General features: G+C 40.7%; 25 protein-coding genes. 8 read left to right on the top strand and 17 right to left on the bottom strand.

The window, feature by feature from the left end; translation table 11 throughout:
- Positions 1-109: 109 nt before the first annotated feature.
- The 6 genes from XEN7305_RS16155 to XEN7305_RS16130 form a co-directional block, all read right to left on the bottom strand.
- On the bottom strand, positions 110-700 hold the full coding sequence (locus tag XEN7305_RS16155) for a hypothetical protein (protein WP_006510540.1): 591 nt from the start codon (positions 698-700) through the stop codon (positions 110-112).
- Positions 701-725: 25 nt separating this feature from the next.
- Positions 726-1,340 (bottom strand): hypothetical protein, encoded by a 615-nt coding sequence (locus XEN7305_RS16150; RefSeq protein ID WP_006510539.1) that lies wholly within the window; start codon positions 1,338-1,340, stop codon positions 726-728.
- A 124-nt stretch (positions 1,341-1,464) separates the two neighbouring features.
- Entirely contained in the window at positions 1,465-2,115 is a 651-nt protein-coding gene (locus XEN7305_RS16145) for a DUF3365 domain-containing protein (protein WP_006510538.1), read from the bottom strand.
- 73 nt (positions 2,116-2,188) lie between these two features.
- Entirely contained in the window at positions 2,189-2,971 is a 783-nt protein-coding gene (locus tag XEN7305_RS16140) for a cytochrome c3 family protein (protein WP_006510537.1), read from the bottom strand.
- Entirely contained in the window at positions 2,968-3,615 is a 648-nt protein-coding gene (locus XEN7305_RS16135; RefSeq protein ID WP_006510536.1) for a cytochrome c3 family protein, read from the bottom strand. The genes XEN7305_RS16140 and XEN7305_RS16135 overlap by 4 nt, the downstream gene beginning before the upstream one ends.
- 9 nt (positions 3,616-3,624) lie before the next feature.
- Positions 3,625-4,656, bottom strand: a complete 1,032-nt coding sequence (locus XEN7305_RS16130; RefSeq protein ID WP_006510535.1) for a globin family protein — start codon at positions 4,654-4,656, stop codon at positions 3,625-3,627.
- A gap of 339 nt (positions 4,657-4,995) precedes the next feature.
- Between XEN7305_RS16130 and XEN7305_RS16125 the strand changes: the two genes are divergently transcribed.
- The 3 genes from XEN7305_RS16125 (at position 4,996) to XEN7305_RS16115 (ending at position 7,466) form a co-directional block, all read left to right on the top strand.
- Positions 4,996-5,925: a VOC family protein gene (locus XEN7305_RS16125; RefSeq protein ID WP_006510534.1), complete on the top strand. Its 930-nt coding sequence runs from the start codon at positions 4,996-4,998 to the stop codon at positions 5,923-5,925.
- A gap of 70 nt (positions 5,926-5,995) precedes the next feature.
- Positions 5,996-7,018 (top strand): hypothetical protein, encoded by a 1,023-nt coding sequence (locus XEN7305_RS16120; RefSeq protein ID WP_006510533.1) that lies wholly within the window; start codon positions 5,996-5,998, stop codon positions 7,016-7,018.
- A 58-nt stretch (positions 7,019-7,076) separates the two neighbouring features.
- Entirely contained in the window at positions 7,077-7,466 is a 390-nt protein-coding gene (locus XEN7305_RS16115) for a hypothetical protein (RefSeq protein ID WP_006510532.1), read from the top strand.
- Positions 7,467-7,493: 27 nt separating this feature from the next.
- On the opposite strand, the gene XEN7305_RS16110 is transcribed toward XEN7305_RS16115, so the two are convergent.
- The 4 genes from XEN7305_RS16110 to XEN7305_RS29085 all read right to left on the bottom strand — a co-directional run bounded on the left by XEN7305_RS16110 (position 7,494) and on the right by XEN7305_RS29085 (position 12,090).
- Positions 7,494-8,291, bottom strand: coding sequence for a DUF1838 family protein (locus XEN7305_RS16110; protein ID WP_006510531.1), 798 nt, complete (start codon positions 8,289-8,291; stop codon positions 7,494-7,496).
- 124 nt (positions 8,292-8,415) lie between these two features.
- Positions 8,416-10,170, bottom strand: coding sequence for a R3H domain-containing nucleic acid-binding protein (locus XEN7305_RS16105; RefSeq protein ID WP_006510530.1), 1,755 nt, complete (start codon positions 10,168-10,170; stop codon positions 8,416-8,418).
- Between the two features lie 74 nt (positions 10,171-10,244).
- Positions 10,245-11,351, bottom strand: coding sequence for a circadian clock protein LdpA (gene ldpA / locus XEN7305_RS16100; protein ID WP_006510529.1), 1,107 nt, complete (start codon positions 11,349-11,351; stop codon positions 10,245-10,247).
- A 382-nt stretch (positions 11,352-11,733) separates the two neighbouring features.
- Positions 11,734-12,090 (bottom strand): hypothetical protein, encoded by a 357-nt coding sequence (locus XEN7305_RS29085; RefSeq protein ID WP_158500410.1) that lies wholly within the window; start codon positions 12,088-12,090, stop codon positions 11,734-11,736.
- Positions 12,091-12,306: 216 nt separating this feature from the next.
- On the opposite strand from XEN7305_RS29085, the gene radC reads away from it, so the two are divergent.
- A complete protein-coding gene (radC, locus tag XEN7305_RS16090) occupies positions 12,307-13,023 on the top strand; it encodes a DNA repair protein RadC (RefSeq protein ID WP_006510527.1) in 717 nt (238 codons plus the stop codon).
- A gap of 9 nt (positions 13,024-13,032) precedes the next feature.
- On the opposite strand, the gene XEN7305_RS16085 is transcribed toward radC, so the two are convergent.
- On the bottom strand, positions 13,033-13,263 hold the full coding sequence (locus XEN7305_RS16085; protein ID WP_006510526.1) for a type II toxin-antitoxin system HicB family antitoxin: 231 nt from the start codon (positions 13,261-13,263) through the stop codon (positions 13,033-13,035).
- A gap of 472 nt (positions 13,264-13,735) precedes the next feature.
- On the opposite strand from XEN7305_RS16085, the gene XEN7305_RS16080 reads away from it, so the two are divergent.
- Together XEN7305_RS16080 and XEN7305_RS27775 are read left to right on the top strand one after the other, a co-directional pair.
- Positions 13,736-14,098 (top strand): hypothetical protein, encoded by a 363-nt coding sequence (locus tag XEN7305_RS16080; protein WP_006510525.1) that lies wholly within the window; start codon positions 13,736-13,738, stop codon positions 14,096-14,098.
- Positions 14,099-14,667: 569 nt separating this feature from the next.
- Positions 14,668-14,871 (top strand): hypothetical protein, encoded by a 204-nt coding sequence (locus tag XEN7305_RS27775; RefSeq protein WP_238568992.1) that lies wholly within the window; start codon positions 14,668-14,670, stop codon positions 14,869-14,871.
- A 202-nt stretch (positions 14,872-15,073) separates the two neighbouring features.
- Here the strand turns inward: XEN7305_RS27775 and XEN7305_RS26830 are convergent, their stop codons facing one another.
- On the bottom strand, positions 15,074-18,616 hold the full coding sequence (locus tag XEN7305_RS26830; RefSeq protein WP_006510524.1) for a CRTAC homolog protein: 3,543 nt from the start codon (positions 18,614-18,616) through the stop codon (positions 15,074-15,076).
- A gap of 313 nt (positions 18,617-18,929) precedes the next feature.
- Positions 18,930-19,127 carry a hypothetical protein gene (locus tag XEN7305_RS29080; RefSeq protein ID WP_158500409.1) on the bottom strand — a complete coding sequence of 66 codons (198 nt, stop codon included), beginning with the start codon at positions 19,125-19,127 and terminating at the stop codon, positions 18,930-18,932.
- A gap of 176 nt (positions 19,128-19,303) precedes the next feature.
- Between XEN7305_RS29080 and XEN7305_RS16070 the strand changes: the two genes are divergently transcribed.
- Complete coding sequence (locus XEN7305_RS16070) at positions 19,304-19,522, top strand: type II toxin-antitoxin system HicB family antitoxin (RefSeq protein WP_006510523.1); 219 nt, start codon at positions 19,304-19,306, stop codon at positions 19,520-19,522.
- Between the two features lie 6 nt (positions 19,523-19,528).
- Positions 19,529-19,759: a type II toxin-antitoxin system HicA family toxin gene (locus tag XEN7305_RS16065; protein WP_006510522.1), complete on the top strand. Its 231-nt coding sequence runs from the start codon at positions 19,529-19,531 to the stop codon at positions 19,757-19,759.
- A gap of 229 nt (positions 19,760-19,988) precedes the next feature.
- Here the strand turns inward: XEN7305_RS16065 and XEN7305_RS29075 are convergent, their stop codons facing one another.
- The 4 genes from XEN7305_RS29075 to XEN7305_RS29230 form a co-directional block, all read right to left on the bottom strand.
- On the bottom strand, positions 19,989-20,138 hold the full coding sequence (locus XEN7305_RS29075; RefSeq protein ID WP_158500408.1) for a 4-Cys prefix domain-containing protein: 150 nt from the start codon (positions 20,136-20,138) through the stop codon (positions 19,989-19,991).
- Positions 20,139-20,320: 182 nt separating this feature from the next.
- A complete protein-coding gene (locus XEN7305_RS26825) occupies positions 20,321-22,867 on the bottom strand; it encodes a cartilage acidic protein (protein ID WP_006510521.1) in 2,547 nt (848 codons plus the stop codon).
- 416 nt (positions 22,868-23,283) lie between these two features.
- Positions 23,284-25,887, bottom strand: coding sequence for a CHAT domain-containing protein (locus tag XEN7305_RS16055; RefSeq protein ID WP_006510520.1), 2,604 nt, complete (start codon positions 25,885-25,887; stop codon positions 23,284-23,286).
- 91 nt (positions 25,888-25,978) lie between these two features.
- Positions 25,979-26,329, bottom strand: coding sequence for a hypothetical protein (locus tag XEN7305_RS29230; RefSeq protein WP_006510519.1), 351 nt, complete (start codon positions 26,327-26,329; stop codon positions 25,979-25,981).
- Positions 26,330-26,509: the final 180 nt, after the last annotated feature.

The raw sequence follows: 26,509 nt of genomic DNA, 5'->3' as shown, positions 1-26,509 counted from the left end.
ACTTACGAGTTGAGGGATGGCAGAGGGCAGAGGGCAGAGGGCAGAAGGTTTTGAGTCCATTTAGATTTTCTCATCTAAACATGTGTTTTCAGAATCGGATTTAGTATGATTATTCTTTCTTACTCCAAAGAGCTAAGCCCCCACCTCTACCTCTTGCGGCGATCGCGGAATTGGTAATATAAAAATAGGCAAAAAATGCTTGCTGAGAAATCTTGTCGGTATAAAAACTTGTTTCTTTGGCTTTTCCGTTGCGAATATAACCATCATAGAAAGTCAAGCCAAGCAATTTTACTTTCATTCTGGTAAAGTCAAACGCCAGGATGTTTTTAGGTGCTAAAAACCTAACTGGCCCAGTCAAAGATAATTGCAAACCGCCAATCTCCACGCTATTTTCGACATTGCCTTGATTTGTTGCCAATTCTTCTTCCCCAGGTGAATAATTAAGGGAAATTTTAACTAAACGGGGCAAATATCGTCCTGCTCCGAGAACAATTCCTGCTTTTTTTCTGGTCTTTTTCGTCCCCGTGACAAAACATAGCCGCCAAGTGCCGAGCAAATTTTCCCAGTCGTAACTAATTTTCTCTTTTTTGGCAATTTTCTCTGCCTCCAACAAGGAATTTACAACTTCTGAAGATGATGGTAAATCCTTTTGTTCTATAAAATAATTAGCTGCTCGTTGCAGGATAACATCGTCTTTCATATTGCCATTTTTCTGATCTTCTCTATTACTGGTAATAATAAACCAAAAAGATATGGCCTCCTAGCATGACAAAAAAGATACTGACTAATATGATGTGAGTTCCTAGCCAAAAACTTCTTAACTTGCGAATCATAAGACTTTTCGAGATACCAGAGGTTTTTTCTCCATTAGGTTTTTTACTAGATAACCAAATTAAAAATCTTTTTCTTGGCGACTCAACAATGCCAGTTTCGGCCACTACACCCACTAATGCTGAAAGACTGACGCCAAAAAATATCCACAAAAAAATTGCGTTAAAGTTTAGGCCATTGACGCCAATAGTATGGATCAAAACGATACTTAATAAACCTACTCCTAGAAAAATATGCAGTCTTCGCCACATTAGGATCGAACCAGGAACTTTTATTTGCACAATCCAGCCTCTTCCTCTTTTTCTAGCAGCCAAAATCATTTCAAATAGTACAAAAGCTAGGGCAATATATCCAGTAGTTTGCTTATAAAGTTCACCTTGCAAAAATAGTAAAAGATCGAAAGACTGTTCTCTCAGAATGGGAATATAAATCTGACTAAGAGCAAAAGGTGCCAGAATAGCAGCTGCTAAAAATATGAGGATTATCAGCGTAGAAAATTTCGGTTTCATGGATTATCTTGTTACTTGCTTTGCCCTTAAAAAACATGCACTAAGAAAGAGAACAGAAGGAATAGCATTAGTTGATAATGAAAATATCCCTCTGCCCTCTGCCTTCTGCCTTCTGCCTTCGTTATTAAGTTTTATCCACAGGTAGGTTAATGATAATGCCGCCCATGACTTCTCCCAGTTCAAATTGTTTGTCAGGATAACGTTCCAAATGAACTGGGTGAGTGTTGTGACAAGTAACACAAGCTTCGGCTACTGCTTTGTCGGGATACAGAGCAGAAAAGTAAGTTTGCCCGCCAATTTCTTGATAACCCGTGTAAGGTTCTGCCGTTTTGTTCACTTCTTCCATCGCAACTTTTTCAAACTCAGATTTTGGGTTATGGCTATCGTTGATGTACCAAGTAGAAATGAGGTTATAAGTGAATTCTGTAGTATTTTCTAAAGCAACTTCTGAGCCCAAACGGAACATTTGAGCGGGTAGAGGTACTCCACCAGTTTCTTGCCAACCTTCAGTGGCTTCGGCGTCGATTACTCCATTGGGCTTTTCTTTTCCTTCTAATGTCTTGAGACGATTCACCACATGTTTGGTGTAAGCTGTGCGATCTGCGAGTAGCACAGTATGGATATAATCAACAACTTTTTCGGGAGGAATGCCCACTGCGGCAGTGGTTTGGGTTGAGCTGCCGCCACCACAGGCGATCGCGGTAAAGGTTACCATAACTGCGATCGCGATTAACCCTATAGTTTGAGTTTTAATTTTTCGAATTAGATGATTCATTGTTAGGATGATTCTTAGTGCTATTAGGTTGAGTAAAGTTAAATAAATGAATAATCACTAGTGACAGCTAGTGTTATTTGGCTTTGCTTGACCGTTTCTTCTCTAAATCCCTCACTAATTGGAAGGTTTGCATTTTTTGAGTAGGAGGTCCGGCAAAATTGGATTCGACTAATTGGTCGTCGAAAATACTGTTATAGGAATGTTCCACTCCATGACAATTCATACAAACATCCTTCACCATGCGATCGCGTGGTTTGAGAACATAGGTATTATTGTGATTGACTAGAATGGCACTACCTACTTTTTCCCTGGGTAAATGACAAGTTGCACAGGTTACGGCATCTTGATTCGGACGGGGAAGACTAGTTAGCTCAACAATCTGGGCATGGGGAGAACTTTTATAGTTGAGGGAATGGGGGTCATTATGGCAGACCAAGCAAGAATCTACCGCAGCTTGGGATGTATTCACTGAATGAACATCATGGCAAGTATTACAACTCATTTGTAAGTCTTGAGCCGATTCTTTCATGGGCAAATGTGCCATGGCGGGAGTTAGAGGAGATAAACCCTCTAGAGTCCGAATGCCATGTTTCCCCAATAAAAATGTCTCCACTGTATATTCATGACAACTGCGACAACTTTCTTGGGTTGGTCTCACTATTAGCTGTTTGGTTTCTGCATTTTGATGACAACTCGAACAATTGACCTCTGTTAGGGCATGGGCGCTAGTTTGCCAAAGTTGAGTAATTTCATCTAACTGGGTTTGAGTGAAATTTGCCGAGGCCGCCGGTGGAACTAAGCAAAAACTGACAATAAACAAGAACAGAACCAGTAATTTAAAGCCAATATTTCTCATACTTCCCCCTGCAAAAATTCCTGAATTAAATCAGCCGGGGGAGGAGTAGTTGTCTTAATCTCAACTATTCTTGCCGGTTCAGCAGGTTCCGGTAACATCCAAGGTTGATCAAGATTTTTTCGCAGAAAACCCGTCGAAATCCCTCGATGATCATGAAAATTGTGACAACCTCCGGTCCAACAGCCATCAGGAGTGAAGCCTTCATGACTAATTAGTTGCCCATTGATTACCCCTTCATGACAAGCCATACATAAATCTGGCTGAAGATGAACTCCCCGATCAAACATATGGACATGTTCTGCATGACAGGCAGTGCAAGTCAAAACATCAAGATTTTCCAAATATTCAGCCCAACGAGGATCACGAAACTTCTTGGCTCCATGAACATCTGTCGCCATTTCTGCTTGATGACAACGATTGCAAGTTTCATTAGTTACAGGTTTAAATCCTTCATGACAAGAACTACAACTCGCCTCAAACAAGACGTGGCCATTTGAAGTTTCACCAGGAAGAAAAATACTACGCTGATCTAAAGCAAAAGCAGCAGCAAACCAAGTTAACAACAGAAGCATCACTCCAATAATGACAAACTTTGATTGTAGTAACTTACCCAATTGAAAGTTTTTACCTAGATTTCCTGCCATATTCTCCTATTACAGAAGCACTAGAAGAATTGCAATCAAACCTAAAATGCCGCCGCCTATAATGGTTAATAGGCCAGCTTTGCTATTACCTTCTTCTGTTGAAGATGCAGCGGCAACTGAGCTAGTTTCGCTAGTTTCGAGTGTCGGATCAGGATCTAAAGCGATTTCTTGTTCTGTATAGTCAGCTCCGTCAAGCATGATTTCGCTAATTGCCCCATAGGCATCCACCCAAGCCTGCTTAACATTGGGCGTCCATTGAGCACCTAAATACTGTTCAAACGTCGTCAACAATGCCCCCCCCACCAGGGGATAATGTTCTGGTAGGGCTCCATATTTAACGTGACGAGCACCTAGCCCTCTCAAGGCACCTTCTAAAGCATCAGGCTTGCGGAGGTTTTCTACTACCAAGACCAAAGACGCCAACAATTTTTTCTTTTGCTCTGCCATATCTGTGGTCTTAAACAACGGCTTCGCTTCGGGATTAGCTGTAAATAAATTTTCGTAAAAACTATTAACAAACTCATTAGCCTGAGGTTTGATCGCCTCAAAACTTTCCTCTAACAACTCTACTTGTAGTCCGCCTTCTGCCGCTTCCTCTGTAGCTTCTGGAGTTGGTAGGGCAACTTCTTCTTTGGAGTAGTCAGCCCCATCGAGCATGATTTCGCTAATTGCGCCATAGGCATCTATCCAAGCTTGTTTGACTTCCGGAGTCCATTTCTCACCTAGATATTGCCCGAAAGTGGTCAACAAAGCACCTCCTACCAAGGGGTAATGCTCTGGCAAAGCTCCATACTTAACATGGCGAGCGCCTAAGCCTTTTAGTGCACCCTCCAAAGCATCAGGCTTGCGGAGATTTTCTACTACCAAGACCAAAGACGCTAGCAATTTCTTCTTTTGCTCTGTCATGTCTGTGGTGTCAAACAAAGGTTTAGCTTCGGGATTAGCTGTAAACAAATTTTCATAAAAACTGTTCACAAACTCATTAGCTTGCGGCTTAATTGCTTCAAAACTTTCTTCTAGCAGTTCTACCTGTAAAGACATTTAATTAATCGGTTCTCCTCTCTTGATTGATGAGTTCTAATCTAAAGCTATTTGCCTTAAGTTTTAGTCTTGATAACGGCTTCTATAGTTAAGAGTGAAATCATCTCAGCTTTGATCCGTGTTTTGAAGTTTATAAAATAATTTCTAGCTGCATTTTGTAACTATATATACTATGAGGAGAAAATATATATAATTTTCGGATAACTTTCATGCTGTTTTTACATTTTGGGAATTTACAGCTTGATATGCCTTTGCATGTGAAGTTATCATTTTCATCAAACCAAATCCCAATCGCGATCGCCAGGCTGATGTCTCTATTAACTAGTAGAAGGTTTAAATATGCTCAAAGATGGAATTGCTCAAATTCTAATTAGCGTAAGCAATCTGGACAAATCAGCAAGATTTTTCCAAGACAATTTCGGAATGTCCGTCGTGGCCGAATATTCTCTTGATGCTAAAACAATTAATCAACTGTGGAATTGCTCGCTCGAAACTACTGGTAATGTGATAATTCTCAAAAACGATGAACAAACGACCTCAATAAAATTAATCCAATTTCAACCCAACTCTGGTAAATCAATCCGCACTACTGGCAATACAACAGATTATGGTTTGTTTACGATCGCGTTTCGGGCTAAAGATGTTGATGCGGCTTATGATCGCTTTAGCCAACAAGGCTATCAATTTGTTTGTCCTCCCATAACTTACACTTTCAGTCTTGGGCCAGTTACCGTCAAAGAAGCAATCATGACGGGGCCTGATGATATTCCTCTTGTCTTTATTGAGCGTCTTTCAGAACCAATTCCCGAACTCAAAGAAGATTTTGGCTCGATGCTTGATACTTCTCAAGTAGTTACAGACATTGCAGAAGTCACAAAATTTTATAGCGATATTCTGGGTCTAACGACAATATTTAACGAGGTTTTACCAGAAGGAATGATTGATAATATTTTAAACTTGCCAGCAGGAACTGAATCGAGAATGGCATTTATTAAACAGCCTGGCAGTAAAACTCCTTTCTTGGAATTTATTCAAACTTCTGTGCCAGGTCAAAATCTATCCAGCACTGGGAAAATTCCTAATCTTGGACTATTTGCGATCGCACTTACCACGGACAACCTAACCGAGCTGACCCAAAAATTACAACAAAACAACATTAAAATTCTTGCCGAAACTATAGAAATACCAATTTCCAATCATGAAACAGCAAAAGCGATCGCAGTAGAAGCTCCCAACGGAGTTCATCTACAATTCTGGGAAGAGCAATAGATAGGTTTTTTGAATCTAGGAGATGAGAATTTTGTCCAGCAACATATCCAATTCATCCAGAACAAACCCCATGCAAGAGATCTTTGGCGTATACGAAATCTGCATCGGAACTCGCGATCCCAAATCAACGCTTAAATATTGGGAGCAATTTGGATTTTCCTTAGGACAAGAAGGCACAGTTTCAGCTCAGCAAGCTCAAGCTCTTTATGGGGTGAATTCACAACTCCAAGCTATGCGTTTGCAGCATCAAGATGCCGATCATGGTTTGATTCGCATTATGGTTTGGGATCAACCTCTAAATGAAGGTTTGGGAATGAGTAAAATGAGGCTGCGAGGTAATCGTTGGGGAGCCATGATGAGCGACGATGTTCTCGCGATCGCAAACCACGCGGCAATCGCCAAGGCTGCGGGGCAAGATATCTATTTCATGGGGCCGATGTGGGATGTGATTTACGATACTGGTGAAACTTTTGAGCCTTTTATCGACAAGCCTATTGGAGTGCGGGAGCTGATGTTGCTTCGTCCGGAATCGCGTCAATTTATCTTTCAGCGCTATAACTATCAAATTCCGAATTACGGCAAAGTCGCGATCGCATCGCACCTTCGTACAAGTCAATTCACCCATGTGGGATTAATTATTCAAGACGATAGCCAAGAAGTTTTGCGTTTCTATGACGAAGTTCTGGGTTTAATGCGCTTCAACGATGAAGAATGGGTAACTACCTATGAAGGCAATGAAACGGGACGAGATATTTTTCAAATTAATCCAGGAGAAGCATATTACAGCACAAACTTTGATGATCCGCGATCTTCTAAAGACGATCCCCAAAAAATGCGATCGGGTCGCCTAAAATTTATTCGCTATCCTGAATCATTGGAGGTTGCAGATGTTCATGAGCTGGCGCGGCCTGGCAGTCTCGGTGTTTGTCTTTATACCTATGGGGTGCGCGATATTCTTGACTATCATCAGCGAGTTAGCAATAGCAAAGCCAAGAATATTACCTCGGTAGAAGTTAATGAGTTTGGGGAGCAGAGTTTTTCTTTTGTCGCACCAGATGGTTATTTTTGGACTTTAGTAGAAAAAATTCTTTAAGATAGTATTGAGAACATATTAATTTAGTCTTCTCAGAGTTATCAGCGATCGCATATTTATGATAAGTCCAACAGGAACACAATGGGAACAAGCGCTACTTAGTAAAATCACCAACAATGGTGGTGAACGAATCGCCGTTGTTGAAAGAGATATCTCAGATATTAAGGAGCGACTTAAAAGCGTAGATAGTCGTTTGCTTGGTCTAGAAAACCGTATGACCAATGTGGAAAATAGATTAACTGGCGTTGAGAATAAAATAACAGCAGTAGAAAACAGATTAACAAATGTAGAAAATAAGTTAACAAAAATAGATGATCGACTAGGTGGACTAGAAAAATCTATGGAGAAGATTGAATCTTTGATTGGTTCGCTGAGATGGATTGGTGGAGGAATAGTCGCGATCGCACTTTCCTTGATTGCTAATTTTGTCTATTCGTTAATTGCTTGATGCTTTGGCAATACTACATCCTTAAAATTAAAAAGTTTCTTCTATCGGAAAACTCTCGCCCTGCAAATAAGCATCAAAATGCTTCTTAAAATAGAGAATACTTGTCATATTCGGTTCATCGCATTCCTCAGGAGTAAACTCATAGATCGGTAATCTGCTCCTGACCAACTCAACTAACTTAGGATTCAGCTCTTCAAAAGAGTCAACTCTGGCAATCTTGGTTTCATACCGCAACCTAGCTGGATGTCCATAACCCAACTTCATCCAAGGCATCCAAGGACAATCCCGCGCCCATTCCGCTGGTGGTGCACCCTTAAACCCAGGACGAGAAACACTAGAAGTAAAATATTCCACGCCCTTAAATTTTTCACCAGGGCAATAATCTTTAAACTTAGGATCTTTGGCTAAAGCATGGGGATATTCTAAAGGAATCTCATTGACTCTGGTGATATATGCTTTTCCTGGTGGAATCGTGATTTTTCTTTCTCGAAGCGATCCTTGAACCATGCGATTCGCAATATGAACCACAGGCTTTTTGGGGCTGCTCTCTCCGGGCTGCCAGTAATGCAAAATTTCCTTGGTTTCGGGATCGCAAAATAGCCCAATTTCTCGATTGAGCCGATAACCAACCTCACCATGCTCAGGATCTTTTTTGAGCAGAACCTTGGTCGCATTCATGCCAATTATCGAGAATAATTTCTCTTGAGGTTTATCTGGTGATTCACGCCACCAAATATCACCTTCCCAACTATAGTAAAGCTGTTTCCTGTGATTCTCTCGATAAAAAACCAAGGTACTATATTCACAAGCTTCTGAATAATCCATGATCTACTGCTCCATACCAATGCAAAAATTATAGAAATTCTAATCTATGACAAAGGGAAAGAGAGATTTAAACTTCTGCCCTCTGCCCTCTGCCCTCTGCCTTCAAGAGCAAAGCCCGTTAATCCTAAGCGGGATAAATTCGGAGACGACGATTTGGTTCTTCCCCAAAACTATTGGATTCTAAATGATAATGCTCTACAAGCTCATGCTGCATTTTCCGAATTTTAGAAGAACGAGGTAATAATTCTACGGGTTGACCTTGGGGAATTACAATTTGCTCTACTGCTAAACGTGCTTCTTCTAAAGCTTCGATTTCGTCATCATTACTCGCCGTGGTAAATAAACGAACATCTGCGGTGTTTGTCGCATTAGGATCTTCAAGCTGCAACAATTGACGTAATGTCCGAGTAATCTGGGGAATCGTATTAGACTTGACAGCATGAATCGCAATATTACGAGTTTTTGCCAATTGTCTGAGGCGAGAGTGATGTTTAATTTGCGATCGCAAAGCGACTACCGCATCAGCATGATCGACATCTTTAGTTAACACAACGGGTAAATCCAAAACATCAATTACCCGTTCTATTTGAGAACGACCAATGCCATAGGGATAGATGTACACAGGCCAATCTTCACCATTGGGGCCTGGCGTCCTAATTTTGCTGCCACTGGGATCTTGGGTTTGCCAAGATCCTTCCAGCATCATTTCAAACTCAGGATTTATCTTATTCTTTTTTTTTCTGCTTAAAGGCGCGATCGGGGTCATTTTTCCTGAGGCACGCCAACCCCTAGGACTCAATGGTGCCACAATGTTCGAATTGCGAGACTGAACCCCTTTTATGTGGCTGACAGCTTCTTGCTCAACAATCGAGACTTCCCCACTATCATCAACAGTTCTAATTTGAGAGCCAGGTTCAATTCCTCGCAACAAACTATCGATAGTTTGGGCAGTATCCTCATGGACAATCCATTTTTGGCGCTCTAACATTTCTACCGCGATCGCAAATGTAGGCGGAGCTTTCCTCTCCAAAACTGTTTTTTGCGAACCTCTACGGCGGGCCTCATCATCCCCAAGGGTTACAGCTTGAATACCGCCAACCAAATCAGAAAGAGTAGGATTTTTAATCAAGTTTTCCAAAGCATTGCCATGGGCAGTCCCTACTAATTGAACTCCTCTTTCTGCAATGGTACGAGCAGCTAAAGCCTCCAATTCCGTACCAATTTCATCAATTACAATGACTTCTGGCATATGGTTTTCCACTGCTTCAATCATTACCTGATGCTGTAACTCAGGACGAGCCACTTGCATTCTTCTAGCACGACCAATTGCAGGATGGGGAATATCACCGTCGCCAGCAATTTCATTGGAAGTATCGATAATTACAACTCTTTTTTCTAGATCATCAGCCAACACCCGAGCAATTTCCCGTAGAGCCGTAGTTTTACCAACCCCTGGACGACCCAGCAACAAGATTGATCCCCCAGTTTCGATTAAATCCCGAATCATGACAATTGTGCCGAAAACCGCTCGCCCAATGCGGCAAGTCAAACCGATGATATCTCCTGCTCGGTTGCGCATGGCACTGATGCGGTGCAACGTCCTTTCAATGCCAGCACGGTTGTCACCACCAAAGATCCCAACTCTTTCGATAGAATATTGCAGATCTTCTTTTGAGATTGGCTTTTCTCCTAAATAACAAACTTCATTGCGAAAACGGGCTTCAGGCAGCCTTCCCAAATCCATCACAACTTCTATCAGGTTATCTTTTTGGGGATGAGCCTCAATTTTGTCTCGAATCACCGTGGGAAATATCCCTAACAATTCGTCGAGGTTATCAGTGATTTGCATTCGATGAGCGGGAATTTGATTTTGTGTCATTCAAATTATTTTTTAAAGGTATTAGGTGTTAGGTTTTAGGTTTTAGGGAACCTAGACCATCGGAGATTAGTTTTTTATAAGGAAGAATATTTAATTTGAGATACTAGATTATGGGCAATGGCCACTGAATCTTGAAGTAAATCAGGATAATTTTCTAGTTGTTTAGCAGAATGATTATCTGAGTAATTAATCATTTCTAGTTTTTCTAAAATTGGCGACACTAAAGAACGAGCATAACTACCATAGGCAACTCCCGAAACCCATCTATTACAACTGCTTGTGTTCTTAGCTTGGTACTTTAACATTTTTTCCCCTTGGAGTTTGGTGACAGTGTAATCATTTGTACCTCCTGCCAGTTGAATATATCCAGGCAAATTAGCTGCGATCGCTTTTCGGGCAAATCTGATTGCAAGATGAGTTGTTCCCATGCCAATATCGCCACTCATGGGACGACCATCAGTTTGCCAGATCAAAGGGCAAGGTAATGGGTTTATTAGCTCAAAAAGAGATTGTAAATAGGGAATGACTTCTTGATGATAGGAACAACTAATTGCAAGAATTTGTAACTTATCAACTTCTGGAGCAATTTTTTGCCATAATCTCTTGAAATCAGAATAATGTCCGACTTGAGTATGAATTTCGATCGCATCTATGCCCATCTCATCAATTAAAGATATTACTGCTTGCGGAGTTGAGACATAGGAGCGAGTGGTAATTAATTTTTCTGGACAAACAGGTAAACAACGACCACAACCATAGCAAAGGCGATCGCTGACCCCAGAAAATTCGTTGGCAATTTCACTAAATGCGATCGCGTCGGCCCCGCAAATCATTTCGCAAGGACGAGGGCATTCTACTGGACATTGGGTAGCATCAAATTCTGCTTTTCTAAAATGAGGATCTTCCCCATCATTAATGCTCATCATCAGCAAAGGTGGATGATTGCCTCCAGGGTTTGGACGAAGAGCAAAGTTCTGAAAATTCTGAGCTGCCTGTATACCTTCTTGCACAGCAGTAATAACAGCTGATTCCGCAGCGACATCAATACAGTCGACTCCAGCCAAAGTATAAATCAGAGCTAAACTGCGAACTGTGGGCAGATGTTGATAACTAGCTCCGCAAATTAGCTTAAACCAGTTTCCCTCAGTTAATGAATTTAATCGGTGTATTGTATTCTCCACACTCTCATCATATCAAGGGATAGATATTTAAAGATTGAGCAACAGGAGAGAGGAAGTCAAGTGTTAGTCGAATGCAGAACAAAGAAGGTAGTCCTGTACAATTATCTCGTATTAACTTCTAAGTACATCTATGGAATTAATTTAGATAAGTATATACAAAAAAGCTAATTTATTTTAAAATAAAGTTACTTTTCGCAACTTTTTTGATAAGTTTTAACCAAAAGCGAGCAAAAAAAATCAGATTACAGTAAGGGATATCAGACATCATGCCAAGTAATGAATTTTTCCTAGAACCAGATGAAGCTCAAACTATGGGCGACATCAATTACATGAAAAGAACTGTTAAGGTCAGAAAAACATTTCCTAAGACCTTAAAAAACCCTCAGGGCTTTGCAACGGAAAAAGCGTTTTCAGCGACAGAAGGTGGGGACGTAAAGTCTATTGGTAATGTAGCAGCTCCTGCGCCTGCACCTGCTCCCGTAGCAGCCCCCGCGCCTGTAGCAGCTCCTGCTCCCGTAGCAGCCCCCGCGCCTGCCCCCGCACCTGTAGCAGCCCCCGCACCTGCACCTGCACCCGTGGCAGCCCCCGCGCCTGTAGCAGCTCCTGCGCCTGCGCCTGCACCTGCACCTGCTCCCGCACCTGTAGCGGCAGCAACAAGTAGCTCAGCCGACACCTCTTTAAAAGAACGTCGCAAAGGAGATCCTGGCGTAAATATGTTCCGCGATATGGCAAAAAACATTGCTACTAGAGGAAGATCTTAGAATCGCAAAGGGCTCAGTCTTAAGCTATAAGCTTTTATTATTCTAAGATGTTGCCAATTTAAAATATAAACCATTAATGTAGGGATGTAGTGTGTATTATGCTGCGTCTCTACATTTTTTTCTACATTGTCGATAGTTATAAAACCTAGGTTATATTGGGAATATTAGTATTTAACTAGTTGTTAGATTTGTTTATGACCTATAGCTTAAGAATTGCAGATATCCCTACAAACGAACGTCCCCGAGAAAGACTCTTTTCTATAGGAGCACAGAATCTTACAGTAGCAGAATTATTGGCAATTTTACTCAGCACTGGCCAGGGAAAAGGAAAACTTTCCGCCCTTGGTTTAGGACAACATTTACTACAACAACTTAGTGAACACAAAAGAGATCCTGTAGATGTATTGCGAGATGTCAGTCCTCAAGAATTAATGCAAATTTCGGGAATAGGGCCAGCAAAAGCGTCAACGATAGTAGCCGCGATAGAATTGGGAAAAAGAACCTTTCAATTTCGACCTTATCAGCGAACTGCTATCAATAGTCCGACCGCTGCGGCTGCCGCTTTGAGCCAAGATCTAATGTGGCAAAGTCAAGAGCGATTTGCAGTCTTAATGTTAGATACACAAAACGGGTTGATAGGCACTCAGTTAATTGCTATTGGCACAGCAGAGCAAACGATAGTTCATCCTCGGACAATTTTTCGAGAATCGATTAAACAGGGCGCTAATCAATTAATTGTGGCTCATAATCACCCTTCTGGGATTTTAGACCCTTCGGCTGAAGATCTTGAATTGACAAAAAAACTCCTTCAAGGAGCAAAATGCTTAGACATTCCAATCTTAGACCATTTGATCTTAGGAAATGGCAATCATCAAAGTCTTCGAAACACCACTAATTTATGGGGTGATTAAAGACCTAATTTATTCGTTTGGTAGGGGGATTGCATTCCCAGAATCCCAGGCCCTGACCATCCAATATCGACGAGCCTTTTCTAGGTTTTGAAATGCTTCTTCTATGGTTTCTCCTTGGCTCATACATCCAGAAAGCTCTGGGATCATAACGGTAAACCGCCCAGTTTCCTCTGGATAGACAGAGATGGCATATTTTAAATTCAGATAGAATTCCAAGGACTTATCAATAACTTTTCCCATAATTCATTTCCCCTCAGCAAATAACTATTCAAGAGCCAATCTGAATTTCCCCCCAAAAGATTCTGTTCCTAGCGAGAATCCAATCTGTTTTCCTAGAAGGACGTTAACCGCGACCATGGTCCTCCGTGAATATACTATCAGTGATTATATTTTTTTTGAAGTTATTAATATTGCTTTTCGTAACAGTAATTATACTTATTTTGCTTAGCTACCATCATAGCCTCGGCAGAAAAGTGGCGATCGCAGATTAGGCAAAGATTTACTTACTCATCATAAATATTTTGAGTCGGATACTGGCAGGTACTTGATTATGTGCTTTATACAGAAGCTAATATTGGTTTGCTTTATTAAGTTTTAAGAAGAAAAAAGAGGAAATAAGATATTGATCTAAGAAACTAGTGTTTATATTTAAAATGATTAGCAATTTAATTTAAATCATAAAACAGATATTTCAGGTACGAATATTAAGATAATGGACAATAACAATTTATTACAGATCGCTCAACAAGGATTACGGATGACCGTGGGAGCTGCGACTTCCTTGGTGGAGACAGTGCAAAATCCGCAGAAAAGAACCGAAATATTATCTCAAATGCAGTCAGATCTTAGTCAAAAAACTCAGGAATGGGCCGCTAAAGGAGAGGTTACTGAGCAGGAAGCAAGGGTATTTTTAGATAGTTTATTCAGCAAACAGGATTCTAGTACCAATCATCAAGATATGGAAAATGCTCCTGTTGTTTCCCGAAAAGATACGACTTCTGACCTGCAAAATTTGACTGACGATATTATTTCTCTGAGAAAGGAATTGGAGGAAATGCGCCAATCTAAAAATTAGATAGCTCGGCCCAATTAAGTCTGTGTTTGCTAATTGTTCCTCATTAGTTCGGTTTGCCCTAAATTTTGGGGTTCGGGAAGAAAACCGTAATCTACAGTAAAGCAAGCAACACTAACTGAAGTCTTGGAGAGCCCATAAGATAGTAACTGAACAGCAAGATAAAGCAAACGCAAAACACATCAATCAAACATTTATGATTTGTAGGAAGAGACCTTCCTGAATTCCGAATTAAGTATGTATGTCAATAAATATTTAACCAGTTGTTTTTCCTCCAACTGGTTTTTTCTTGGCATTTTGTATCAAATTCCATTTCACAATGCTCGATAACACCCTCAATATATGGTCTAAAAATCATCCAAAAATCACGAAAATTTGAAGTTATACAAAGAAGTCCGAAAAAATCACCTTTAAGTTATCAAAAATACCATTGACTCGATAAATCTATTGTAAAGTTGAAGTCAAGGCCAGAGAAGAAAACAATTCAACTCTTGGCTCTGTTGATAGGTAGCTCCTAAAGTTTGCAAGAGGCAATTGCTATGATCATCTCCTTGCCCATTTTTCCCCTGTTAATGTTTGTCACTACATTGAGCAGCATAATTTTATATCTGCGTTCTGGTAACGACATCTTTGGTGTCTTATCCGTTGTGATGTCCATTTCCTGTCTGATTTGGGGATTGGTGGTTGCCCATTGGTCAGTTCATTTATTTGCATTAGCCGCATTGTTGTTTGTCAGGAAACCCGAGAGGATTTTTAGTTGGGTTTCTCGACTATAGGTTTTGATGATTGCTCGATAGTTTATAGCCCTTCTTAAATTAGTGAGATATATATAATTCTGCTTTGGGGAACGGGGAATCGGGAACAGCGGTCAGACCCCACGCCGCCGTCAGGCGAAAGGGAACGCTGACCAAGAAAGGGAATAGGAGAATGTACCCCATCAATCTGAGAAACGCTATACTGCAAGCAGTAATAGAGAAGCTAGACAATAATCCAAATGTCCTCACTTGCGATCGCCTCGGGGATATTTTCCAACTTAGCAATGAATAAGGGGTTTTGCTCTCCATTACCATCAACATCTAATAAAAGATTGCCAGTGCCATTGTTATAGATAAAGCGATCGCTCTCGTCGAGGGCCTCAGTTCCAATGGTTAATTGTTCAGGGCTAATAGCCTGTCCTGTGGTGAGTTCTACATCAAAGGCCGAAGCAGAAAGAAAAATCCGATCTTCTCCAGTGGTGAAGTCTGTAAGTATGTCTCCACGATGGTTTTTGGCCAGATAAATAAACTTATCTCTTCCTGCGCCCCCAGATAGCAAGTCATTGCCAATCCCGCCAAAAATATTGTCATTTTTCGCTCCACCAGAAACCGTGTCCTGACCGCCACCAGCTCTGATGATCAAATCGTACTCTGTTACCGCCGAACCATCCACAATATTGGGCTTACCACCTAGCGCCAAATCTATTTTCTCAATTCTGCTAATACTATCAACGCCTTTGCCAATCAATTCGGTGTCACTAATTGTATAGTTGAGGTCTCCCTCCTCAATGATGACGTCAAAACCATCACCACCTACGATGGTATCATTCCCGGAACCACCTTTTAAGGTATCATCCCCTTTGCCACCCCTTAGCTCATCAGCCCCATCTTCACCAATCAGCAAATCATTGCCTTTATATCCTGAGAGAGTATCGCCCCCTCTATTGCCATTGAGATAATCATTGCCATCTCCACCAATCAACAGATCATTCCCTTTAGCTCCTATAAGAGAATCATCTCCTTCATCCCCGCGCAGTGAATCCCTGCCATCTCCTCCACGAAGCAGATCATTCCCCTCACCACCATGAAGAGTATCGTTGCCTGTGCCGCCATCTAGACGATCATTATCTTCTCCACCATCCAAACTGTCATTGCCACTATCGCCATTGAGCGTATCATTGCCCATGCCACCACTAATGACATCATTGCCACTGACCCCATTGAGAGTGTCGTTGCCCGTGCCACCATCAAGAATATCATCACCAAAACCCGCAAAAATATAGTCATTGCCTTCATCCCCGGCCAGATTATCATCACCAAGATTGCCTTCTAAGCGATCATCTCCCATGCCGCCACTAATGCTATCTCCTTGCTGGCCACCTCTGATGGTATCCATCCCATCTCCGCCATTTATAGTGTCACTGCCTTCAGAACCTAGAATGAGATCATTTCCAGCTCCCCCATCTATGTTGTCATTATCCCTAAAGCCGTTGATCGTATCATCTCCAGCTAACCCAAAAATCTCATCAGTACTACTAGTCCCGAGTAAATTATCTAGACCTTCTGTTCCCGTAATACTATTAGCGAAGGGTTCAATAATATTTAAAATCTGGTTGACAGCAACATTTTCCAGAACTTGAGTGATTCCCGAATCCCACTGAATCTCAATTAAATCAACAACTTCATTTAATCCAAGTCCGAAGTGAAGGCGAGTGTCATTTTGGGCAAAAATATGACTGCCGCCATTTTGCTCCCGAATTTGCGTGACACCTCCAGTAGTGACTTTTACTTGAGTGCCGATCGCATCTCGATTAGATTGAATACCTTGTAAGTCTAGTTGTAACCAATTATTCTCATTTCCCTGATTTTGGAAAAGTTGGGAAGGAGTGCCTAAATAGGTTCTGAGTTTCGATTTAGAAGTAGTTGAACCGGCAAAGATATCTAAAAATCCATTATTATCGTAATCGGATACCGCAAGTCGTTGGCCAATTTCAAAGTCTAAAAATTGTGCCCCCACTTCTGTCCCAACTGCGCCACCTGCCATTTCAACTGCGACAAATGTGCCATCGCCCTGGTTATCGTAGAGAATATTGGGCTGGTTAAAACTAGAATAACCATTGGCTACATATAAATCCAAATCCATATCATTATCAAAATCGCCAGAAACTACTGATTGAGATAATGTAGGCAGATCCAAACCGGCTTCAGTGGTTTTATCCAAATATTGTCCACTGGCCTCATCATAAACATAGAAGCGATCTGATAATGCATTGACGGAAGGATCGACAGCATCAAAGCCCACTCGGGTCACACTTTCAGTAGCGATGTTTTCTGTACTTTCGATGGCAACACGAATCGGTAAATTATTAAGTTTGTCCTCCGCAGTTACACGCACTTGCCAAGTTTGAGTTGCCGAGTCGAAACCAATATATAATCCGGTGGCAGAGCGATCGCCTTTTAAGCCAACAACAGTAGCATCATTGGGATCAAGCTCAAAAGCCGCCGTAGAATGATTATGACCCGCATGGGCTCCTCCGCATAAAGCACAACCACCAGAGACAAATTCTGAGCTGGTATCACCAGAAAAAATAGCATCTAATTCAGCTGTCGTAATAGCCCGGCCCGACTCCCCAATAAAGATTTGAGATTGCTCGATACTAAATTGCGTACCAAAATAGTCAAGTATATCTAAAGCTATTTTTCCTGTTGTTTGAAAATCAAAACCCACTTCCCCCGAGCTTTTTAATAATAAATCGGCAGAAACAACCTGATCTGAACCTTGATACAGACTAGATGCTTGGGGAAAAACAAAAGAGCGAGTCAGATAAATATCGTTGCGACCATCATTATTAAAATCGCCAATCACCGAATCTCTGGCGGCATCGTTGAATTCTCCCGAATCATTATTTGCTCCAATGGGAAGAGTGGAGCTAAAGATGGAGGGAATATTAGTTGTTACGTCTTGAAAAGTTGTTCCAGAAGAAATATCGTAGACTTTTAAAGGATACTGATAAGTGCCTTGAATAACCAGATCTAGTTCCCCATCTCCTGTGAGATCTGCCAATTGGGCATAACGAGCCCCGCCATTAGTTTCGAGTCCTACTAAGTCAGTGGTATCAGTAAAAGTTCCATCGTCATTTTGCCTGAAAATCGCCGTGCGAGTTTGCACTGTAACGGTAGTATCGACTTCACCATCTTGATCGCTATCAATTTCTACCTCCAGAGTGTCAAAATTACCATCCCCATTTTCATCGCGAAAAGCTTCTACCAATAAAACATCTAGTAACCCATCATTATCATAATCAAACCAAAGAGAAGTCCTACCCCGACCAAAAGGATAATCTAATCCTCTTTCCTCTGCTTGGTTGTCTAAATTACCGTTATTGTTAACAAAAAATATATTGGGTTGGGAACCTACTCCTTCTTGCCCTCCAGCCGAGACAAAAACATCCGCATCGCCATCATTATCAAAATCTACCCAAGTAGTGCCGTGGGTATCGCCGCCACTTCCTTGCCGCCAGTCCTCCTCAAACAGATTGGTAAAGGTGCCATCCCCATTATTAATATATAAATAAGGATATTTCCCGTCAGGATAACGAGCATTAACTCCACCACCACTATAACCATGACCACTAATCCAGAGATCTGAGAAACCATCATTGTTATAATCTACCCAAGCAACACTAAATGCCTCGTCACCTTTTTGTCGTGACCATTCGATGCCTGAGGTTTGGGCCACTTCGGTAAATGAATTCTGGTTGAGCATATTTTTTAACTTAGATTTAAATGATAAGTAAGTATCTATAAATTAGTTGAATAAACTAAGTTGACTGTATTTCTAACTTTTTTATTATTAGCTTTTCTAGTAACAAATAGTTGATTATACCGAATAGTTATTTCATAAAATACAAGTTATCACGTAAGTCTTAGAAGATTTATAAAGTGTAAGTAAAAAGGTCTTCCAAAGTTTGTCTAATAGTTATAAGGGTTGGGCTTTTTTTTGTCTAAAATGTAAACTATCAAGAAATGCTATATTTTGACTTCAAAATAGAATAAACTTTGAAAGCATATGTTCGCTGTTATTTCCCCAGAAAAAGTCGACATCCCACTAGTGCCGCTGCGCGGAAGTAATAAGTAATAAGTCTTGATATATCAGCTTTTTGCTCTTCGTTGATGGTTGTCTTATTTACGCCCACGTCGACTAGGATCGGTGTTTCAGCTTCCTGGGGATTGGGATGATTATGAGGCTCTAACTCAGCAGTTGGGCGATCGCTCAATTCCTCGTTTAAAGTATATGTATATATTTTGAATTTGATTGCCGATTGTTTTCAAGTGACAGGCGATCTCAATACTAGTAGTTCTATTCGAGATTTACGCCGTAAATTGTCAACTCTTAGCTAAGAAAAAAAATATAATGAAGCAAAATAATTCAATTGAATAAACTCAATTAAGAATGGAAAAGATTATCAATTTGCACATAGAGAAACTCCCAGAAGGTTGTTATTTAGCAACGACAGAAGACATTCAAGGACTTGTTGTTCAAGGGGAAACGATCACCGAAACTCTAGAAATTGCTCGGGATGTTGCTCAAAAATTACTTGAATCTCAGGCAGATGCAACTCTTAGTTCTGTTGCGGAATCTTTTGATTATCCATTGGTAGTTGGTCAATAATCAATTATGGGACGACTGGCTGGATTTAAATATCGCAAAATTATTAAAGTTTTACAGGGATTTGGATTTGAGTTTCACCGTCAGGCTGCTGGAAGTCATGAAATTTGGTTTAATCCAAAGACAAATCGATATACAACTATCCCAAAACATACAGGAGATCTGCCGGAAGGAACATTAAGGTCTATTTTAAAACAAGCAAATATTGCGCCTGAAGATTTTCTGCAAAAAGCTCGTTAAAAGATGAAATTGCACTGTTAGTCCTTTGGATTGAACGATCCTCCTTTTCCATAAATCATAAAACATAAATCAGTTTATTGATCGCAATACTAGTAGTGCTATTTGACAATTACGCCGTAAGTTATCAGCTTTTTCTTGATTATTTCAACAGTAATATTTTCTAGAGATTTTATTGCACTATCTCTCATTGTCGGGAATAATTGGTGCTAAAGAATCTGGTTGACGAAGGTCAAGCTCTTGATTCTCTATTCGGGACTGCAAATAGAAACTGATAGCTTTGAGTACTATCTGCCAAATTAGCACCACAACCTTGACAGAATTGATTTTGATCTGAATTACGAGGATTACTACAAGCTGGGTTTAGACAGAATTGAGACATTTCCTGAGTAGTTTTTTTACATTAACCAAAGTTGCCTGGGAAGAAAAACCAACTATTAAACATTGTTTTTTCTCATTCTACAGTAGAATATCAGCAGCAAAACAAAAATAGTTTTCGTTAAAGTAAAGCTCATGAAACCAGGGCAAATTCCCGCGCATTTTTGCCAGCAAACCTCTTAATTGCTAAACAATTTCGAGATCTCCATTATCAAAATCTGGTTTATTCGTAAGCGTGGCAATCACAATTTTGCCAGCACTTCCTGTGCCATCAGGATCGAATAATACCCTGCCGTTATTCGCATTGTATAAGAAGCGATCGTTGCCATCAGTTGGCGTATTCCCCAAGACAAACTGACCAGCACTGACATTTCCCGGAGTAAGTCCACCGCCAAAACCACTAGCGGAGATTTGAATGGTATCTTGTCCCGACTCAAAATCGGTGATTATATCGTTACGATGATTGCGCTCGGTGTAAAGGAAATTATCTGCTCCTGCACCACCAGAGATTGTATCAATTCCCACCTGACCAAACAGCACATCATCCCCAGCTCCACCGTTAAGCACATCTCGTCCGCCTCTGCCTGAGAGAGTGTCATCACCGGAGCCACCAGATAAATCATCTGCACCATTAGTCCCGACTATATTCTCCCCATTGCCAGGTGGTGGTGGGGGAGGTGGTGTAGTTCCATCTTCTCTAATTCTTAAAATTTGATTGACGCCAACATTATTCAGCGTTTGTACTTCTCCTGATGGCCAGCGAATCTCAATGCGATCGATGCGATTATCTTGTCCTAAACCAAAGTGAAGTCTTTGATCATTTTGGGCAAAAACATGGATGCCGCCGTTTTGTTCTCGTAGTTGAGTCACTCCCCCAGACGTCAGCTTCACTTGAGCGCCGATCGCATCACGATTTGAGGCCACACCTTCTAAATCTAGTAATATCCAATTATTACCATTGCCGCGATTACGAAACAGTTGGGAAGGAGTTCCTAAATAGGTTTTACGAGGAGTTTTCATGGTTGTGGAGCCCACAAAAATATCAACCGCACCATCATTGTTATAGTCAGCAGTTGCTAGGCGCGCCCCAATATTAAAATCAAGATGGGAAGGGCCGACTCGAAAACCTCGGGCTCCGCCTGCCATTTCGACAGTGCGGAAAGTGCCATCACCTCTATTTTCATAAAGAATATTTGGTTGATTAATCGTTGTAAAGGAGTTGGCTATATAAATATCAATATCTTTATCATTATCAAAATCGGCAGCCACAGCAGACTGAGCTAAGGTTGGTGTATTTAAGCCCACATTCTGGCGATTAACAAATCTTCTATTATTAGAATCATAAGTCCATAGTTGGTCTGTCAAGGCTCGACTAGCCGTATTAGGATTAGAAAAATTAATCGGGCTGACATCGGTTACATTGGCAGTGGATTCGACAATAGCACGAAAAACTTCCGACTGATTTGAAGATAAACGAACTTGCCAAGTTTGACTATTGTTATCAAACCCAATATAAATTCCCCTACGAGAGCGATTTCCCGCAATCCCATTAACGCCATTACTATTACGGCTTAAAACTAAACTAGGACGATCAGTATTTTCTACTTGAAGATTGACCGAAGTAGGAGTATCAGTATCTACAAAAGCTCTCAGCTCTGCGGCTGTGGGATTTCTTCCCGAGGACCCAATAAAGATTTGATTCGCATTTAGATTGGGTTCGCGCTCAAAAATATCAAAAATATCTAAGGCGATTTGTCCGTTTGTCTTAAAGTTAAACCCAATTTGTCTTCCTTGATTAAGCAACTCTGCAACAATAATGTCATTCCCTGCTTTAAAAACACTAGGATTTTGATTATTCAGCGCCACATCAGAACGAGTGAGAAAAAAGTCATTATCGCCATCGTTATCAAAATCAGCAATAATGGAATCTCTTGCTGAAGTCCGATTGAAAAAATCCGCATTGTCAGGATTACTCGGATCAAAAGTTAGGGGAAAATTAAACTGACTGGTGATGTTATTGAAATTGCCACTGGAAATATCAAAAACCCGGATGGGAAACTCATTAGTGCCTTGAATAACAACTTCCAGATTGCCATCGCCTGTGAGGTCGGCAAGTTGGGCATAACGAGAACCGCCAGGAAGATTCAGATTGCGGGGTGCGGCAAATGTGCCATTGGGCCTTTGTTGAAAATAGACAGTGGGGCCTCTGCTATCATCCCGGATCGCAACTAACTGAATAACATCTAATCTGCCATCGCCATTAACATCAACCCAAAGAGAAGAACGACTTCTGCCAAGGTCATAGGTGATGTTGCGATCGCTTGCCTGATTAGTCAGAACACCATTATTATTCACAAAAAACAGATTGGGCTGTCCGACATTATTTTGCCCTAAAGCTCCGCCACCAGAAGCAAAGACATCCTGATCGCCATCGTTATCGAAGTCAATCCAGGTCGTACCGTGAATATCGCCACCTTGTCCGCGACGCCAATCTTCTTCAAAAATATTATTGAAGCGACCATTACCCTGATTAATATATAAAGCGGGAAATTTCCCGGTGGGGTTTCTGGAGAAAGCATTATTATAGCCATGCCCTGAAATCCAGAGATCCTGTCTGCCATCATTGTTGTAGTCTACCCAGGCAACGCTGAAAGCTTCATCCCCACGATGTCTTGACCAATCGATTCCTGAACTATTGGTAACATCAGCGAAGGTATTACTATTTAGTACCATTGTTTATCTTTATTCTTATTAAAATATTCAAATTAATATTGTGCGCGGTTACTTAGTAGTTAATTAATTGATACTGATTTTTATCAGTTAATTCATATTTACTTCATGAGTATGATACCGAATATTTGTGGATTAAGGTATAAAAAGACCAATCAAAATATTAAATTTACTTTTTAGAAAATATTTGTTATCTAATTTGTAAAGTCATCGACAAAAAATCAAGACAAAAATATATAAATTTAGTTTATAAAATATCTTTAGTGGTTATTTAGTAAGGGAATACCACTTTAAATAATCTATTCTTAACAGTCTAGAAAAGAAAAATTATCAAAATCGTAAAGTAATACAAAATGTAAATAAGTAATTCACATCAATTGTATAGTTGTTGCTTGTTCCCGATTCCCGATTCCCAAAACCTAAAGCCAATTCCCGATCATGACAAAAGGTGCCCAATAGTAGGGATGCTTGAATTGCTCTGATTTAATTAGCTCCAATTGCGCATTCCGCAACGCTTGCGCTTTATTCCTTTTGATATTTGATTGGTTAATTTCTCGATAAAAGGAATTCATGGTTAGAGCAGTAGATTCGTCCGATACTGTCCACAGACTGGCCAAGGTAGTTCTTGCTCCTGCTCTAACTGCCATACCTGCTAAGCCCAAAGCTGCTCGACTGTCCCCCGCGGCGGTTTCACAAGCACTTAAGACCAAAAGTTCTAGGGATTGTTCTTGACTAAGATCAGTGTTTTGTAAAATATTATTCAACTGTTGGATGTCAATTTTACTGTCCCAAGCTAAGAGAAAAGTTTCGTCTAAATTGGAACTAAACTGTCCGTGGGTCGCAATATGAACAATGGGAAATTTTGATGATTCAATATAATTTTGTAAAGTCTTTTGGGTAAATTCTTCGTCTCGTAAAATCTTGCTCTGGGTCTGATTCTGAATCTCTTCTAGTTCAGCATTGACATATTCAAGGGCATCAAAACCTCTTCTTTGTTGGGTAATTCCCGCCGCGAGGGTTTTTAATTCAACATTTTCCAAGGGCAGAGGCGCTAATAATTGTAAGCCTGGAGTCAAGGAAACATTATATTGTTCGACTAGATATTGTTCTCCATCATGTAAGGCGGCGATGGGAATATTGCGGAAAGAACCATCAGGAACAAAGACTAAGGTTTCAATGTGATGGCTTGCCAAATCTGCGATCGCTGGGAGAATTAACCAATTATACAATTTTTTGGCTGAGGGCAGATAAGCTCTGCGACTGCGAATAGGAAGATTACGTTGAAATTCTCCAAGAGTAGTTTCTAATTCTGTTTGCTCAATTGCTGTGGAGTAATGAGCTAATGGTTGATTGGGAATACTAACTATGATTTCTAGGCGATCGCGAAGAATGATTGGATAAATAACGGCGGCGCTGGTATCGAGATTTTCGATATTAGTTGGTTGAGCATCAATGCAAGCTTCACGGAAAAAATTATTGAGTTCTGCAAGCTGTAAAGATTCAATAGTGTCTCGTGCCTGTAACAAATTAGCTTGGCTAATTTCCTGATTATCTTGTGGTTGCAGTAATAGGCTCACCAGCTCTCGATACACTGGTTCAACACCTTCGCGAAAGGAGAATTGACTATCTAGATTAGTAATAGCTAGATCGCTACGGAGAGATTCCAAGGCGTTTACAGCTGAGGAATAGGCAATGATCGCCGGTTTTTGATTGCCTTGGTTTTGCTCTAATCTACCTAATTGCCATTGCCATTGGTAGGTCAAGTCTGAGTTATCAAGTTCGGTGGCTAATTTTAAAGCCTTTTCGGTGTAGTTTTGACTGAGATTCCATTGTTGCTGTTGCTCGTACCAATAGCCTAAAATTCCGAAGCTATAGGATTGGGCTTCTCGATCCTGGAGTTTTTGGGCTTGGTCTAGAGCTGTGGTTAGGATATTTGGTATTTGGGTAGTACTGCTCGTAAGACGTCTTGAACCAGGATCTGTGGATAAATCGATTAAATTTTTGGCCAGATTAACCTGAATATAGATCGAGCGACGATTGGGATTGCTTGCTAAAGCAATGATTTCTTGCTTAATTTGTGGTAGTAATTCTCGGGCTGCTTGCTCTTGGGAATCAGTAATGAGTAGGCTTAGTTGATTCAGTTGCGCTTCAGCTTGGATCAAGGGTTGAGAACTGGTGGCAGCAGCTTGTTGGTAGAAGGCGATCGCATTGTCTGTTTGCTCTAATGCTCTGGTGACATTCCCCAGACTGAATAGAATTGTACTCGTTTCTGCTGGGAAATCAAGTTCTTTGGCGATCGCCAAACTTTGCTCCAGTACTTCTTGGGCGAGATGAAGATCTCCGGTAATTTGCAGCGCCATCCCGAGACTTCGTAGTCCTGACATTTTAAGCTTAGGGTCTGCTTGTTGTTGAATCTGTTGCGCCGTTGCTTCTAAAAGCTTTTGCGATCGCCTATAAAGCCCTAAATTTTGTAAGGCTTGAGCTTGGTTGAGCCGACTACCCAAGACACCGGCTTCATCCCCTGCCTGTTGGTAAATTTCTTCGGCATTTTGCCAACTTATGAGAGCTTCTTTTGCTTTTCCCCTAGCAAGTTCTAGTCTACCTTGGGTATTTAGAGCCTGTGCATAGATACTTAAACTAGTTTCTGAAGATTTATCTTGTAAAAGTTCCAGACTTTGGGAGAGATATTGTTGAGCTTGGTGTAAATTACCTTGTTGATAGTTACTTAAGGCAAGATAGTTGGCACTAAGGGCTTGAAGAAGAGTATTTTTGGTAGCCTGATAGTTTTGATTGGCTTCAGTCCAAATTGCTGTCGCCTCAGCATATCGGCCTGCATGATAGGCGATTTTGCCTTTGTCCAGTAAATTTTCTTGATTAGATTGAGATGTCACATTTGCAGAAACTAATATTGTTTTCGCAATTACAGGTCTAGCCAAAATTCCCAGATTAAAAGTACAGAAACTTAAACACAAGCCATACTGTAGCCAATTAAATGTTCTCTTTCTGGTTAAGCTAGTTTCCATAGGATAGATCCCTCTAAACAATTCCTTTCCCCGAATTTAGCAAGCAAATAACAGTTCACCCAATAGATTGCCCAGAATCGGGCTTATCATATCAAGTCTGTGACAAAATCTTGAATTGTTGAGGAAGTAAGTTATTTTCTCCTGCCCTCTCTCTTGGTGCGCGTTCCCTAGCGCCTTGCAAAGGCGCGGGGTCGCACCGCTGCCCTCTGCCTTCAAGGACAAAGTCCTGGTCAATGTTTAAAGATTGTTTGCAGAATTTTAGAAGATAGATCGCATTATCATTAGTAGATGTAGGAATATATTTTATGGTGTGATAACAATTATGGATGTAAAGCTTGTGATCGTTGTTTTGACAGGGATTTTTACCATATCCTGTCTCTTCTTTGGAACAAAAAACGGTTTCTATGATTCTGATAACTATGATGGGAATGGTACTGCTCATTAAAGTAAAAATTGAATCAGAAAATAAAATTTAATCAGAAAATATTGTAGGAGGGCGAGTTTTAGCTCCCCTACAGAAAATCTTTGTTCCTTGAAATGCTCTCAAAGCCTGTAAAATTAATGCTTATTAGTTAATTAATTATTACTTCTGCGAAACGGTAATTTTGTTTCACAGCAGCAT

The organism is Xenococcus sp. PCC 7305, assembly GCF_000332055.1.
In the GTDB taxonomy this organism is placed as follows: Bacteria; Cyanobacteriota; Cyanobacteriia; order Cyanobacteriales; family Xenococcaceae; genus Xenococcus.
This window is presented reverse-complemented; position numbering and strand designations above follow the sequence as displayed.

Coding starts and splice junctions, on each gene's coding strand:
- XEN7305_RS26825 (WP_006510521.1), bottom strand. CDS start 22,867: ATGGTACTAAATAGTAATACCTTCGCTGATGTTACCAATAGTTCAGGA.
- XEN7305_RS16155 (WP_006510540.1), bottom strand. CDS start 700: ATGAAAGACGATGTTATCCTGCAACGAGCAGCTAATTATTTTATAGAA.
- XEN7305_RS27775 (WP_238568992.1), top strand. CDS start 14,668: ATGTTTGTCACTACATTGAGCAGCATAATTTTATATCTGCGTTCTGGT.
- XEN7305_RS26830 (WP_006510524.1), bottom strand. CDS start 18,616: ATGCTCAACCAGAATTCATTTACCGAAGTGGCCCAAACCTCAGGCATC.
- XEN7305_RS16065 (WP_006510522.1), top strand. CDS start 19,529: ATGGGACGACTGGCTGGATTTAAATATCGCAAAATTATTAAAGTTTTA.
- XEN7305_RS16070 (WP_006510523.1), top strand. CDS start 19,304: ATGGAAAAGATTATCAATTTGCACATAGAGAAACTCCCAGAAGGTTGT.
- XEN7305_RS16145 (WP_006510538.1), bottom strand. CDS start 2,115: ATGAATCATCTAATTCGAAAAATTAAAACTCAAACTATAGGGTTAATC.
- XEN7305_RS16120 (WP_006510533.1), top strand. CDS start 5,996: ATGCAAGAGATCTTTGGCGTATACGAAATCTGCATCGGAACTCGCGAT.
- XEN7305_RS16110 (WP_006510531.1), bottom strand. CDS start 8,291: ATGGATTATTCAGAAGCTTGTGAATATAGTACCTTGGTTTTTTATCGA.
- radC (WP_006510527.1), top strand. CDS start 12,307: ATGACCTATAGCTTAAGAATTGCAGATATCCCTACAAACGAACGTCCC.
- XEN7305_RS16140 (WP_006510537.1), bottom strand. CDS start 2,971: ATGAGAAATATTGGCTTTAAATTACTGGTTCTGTTCTTGTTTATTGTC.
- XEN7305_RS16080 (WP_006510525.1), top strand. CDS start 13,736: ATGGACAATAACAATTTATTACAGATCGCTCAACAAGGATTACGGATG.
- XEN7305_RS29085 (WP_158500410.1), bottom strand. CDS start 12,090: ATGTTTTTTGCCATATCGCGGAACATATTTACGCCAGGATCTCCTTTG.
- XEN7305_RS16125 (WP_006510534.1), top strand. CDS start 4,996: ATGCTCAAAGATGGAATTGCTCAAATTCTAATTAGCGTAAGCAATCTG.
- XEN7305_RS29230 (WP_006510519.1), bottom strand. CDS start 26,329: ATGAGCAGTACCATTCCCATCATAGTTATCAGAATCATAGAAACCGTT.
- XEN7305_RS16150 (WP_006510539.1), bottom strand. CDS start 1,340: ATGAAACCGAAATTTTCTACGCTGATAATCCTCATATTTTTAGCAGCT.
- XEN7305_RS29075 (WP_158500408.1), bottom strand. CDS start 20,138: ATGTCTCAATTCTGTCTAAACCCAGCTTGTAGTAATCCTCGTAATTCA.
- XEN7305_RS16135 (WP_006510536.1), bottom strand. CDS start 3,615: ATGGCAGGAAATCTAGGTAAAAACTTTCAATTGGGTAAGTTACTACAA.
- XEN7305_RS16105 (WP_006510530.1), bottom strand. CDS start 10,170: ATGACACAAAATCAAATTCCCGCTCATCGAATGCAAATCACTGATAAC.
- XEN7305_RS16130 (WP_006510535.1), bottom strand. CDS start 4,656: ATGTCTTTACAGGTAGAACTGCTAGAAGAAAGTTTTGAAGCAATTAAG.
- XEN7305_RS16085 (WP_006510526.1), bottom strand. CDS start 13,263: ATGGGAAAAGTTATTGATAAGTCCTTGGAATTCTATCTGAATTTAAAA.
- XEN7305_RS16115 (WP_006510532.1), top strand. CDS start 7,077: ATGATAAGTCCAACAGGAACACAATGGGAACAAGCGCTACTTAGTAAA.
- XEN7305_RS16055 (WP_006510520.1), bottom strand. CDS start 25,887: ATGGAAACTAGCTTAACCAGAAAGAGAACATTTAATTGGCTACAGTAT.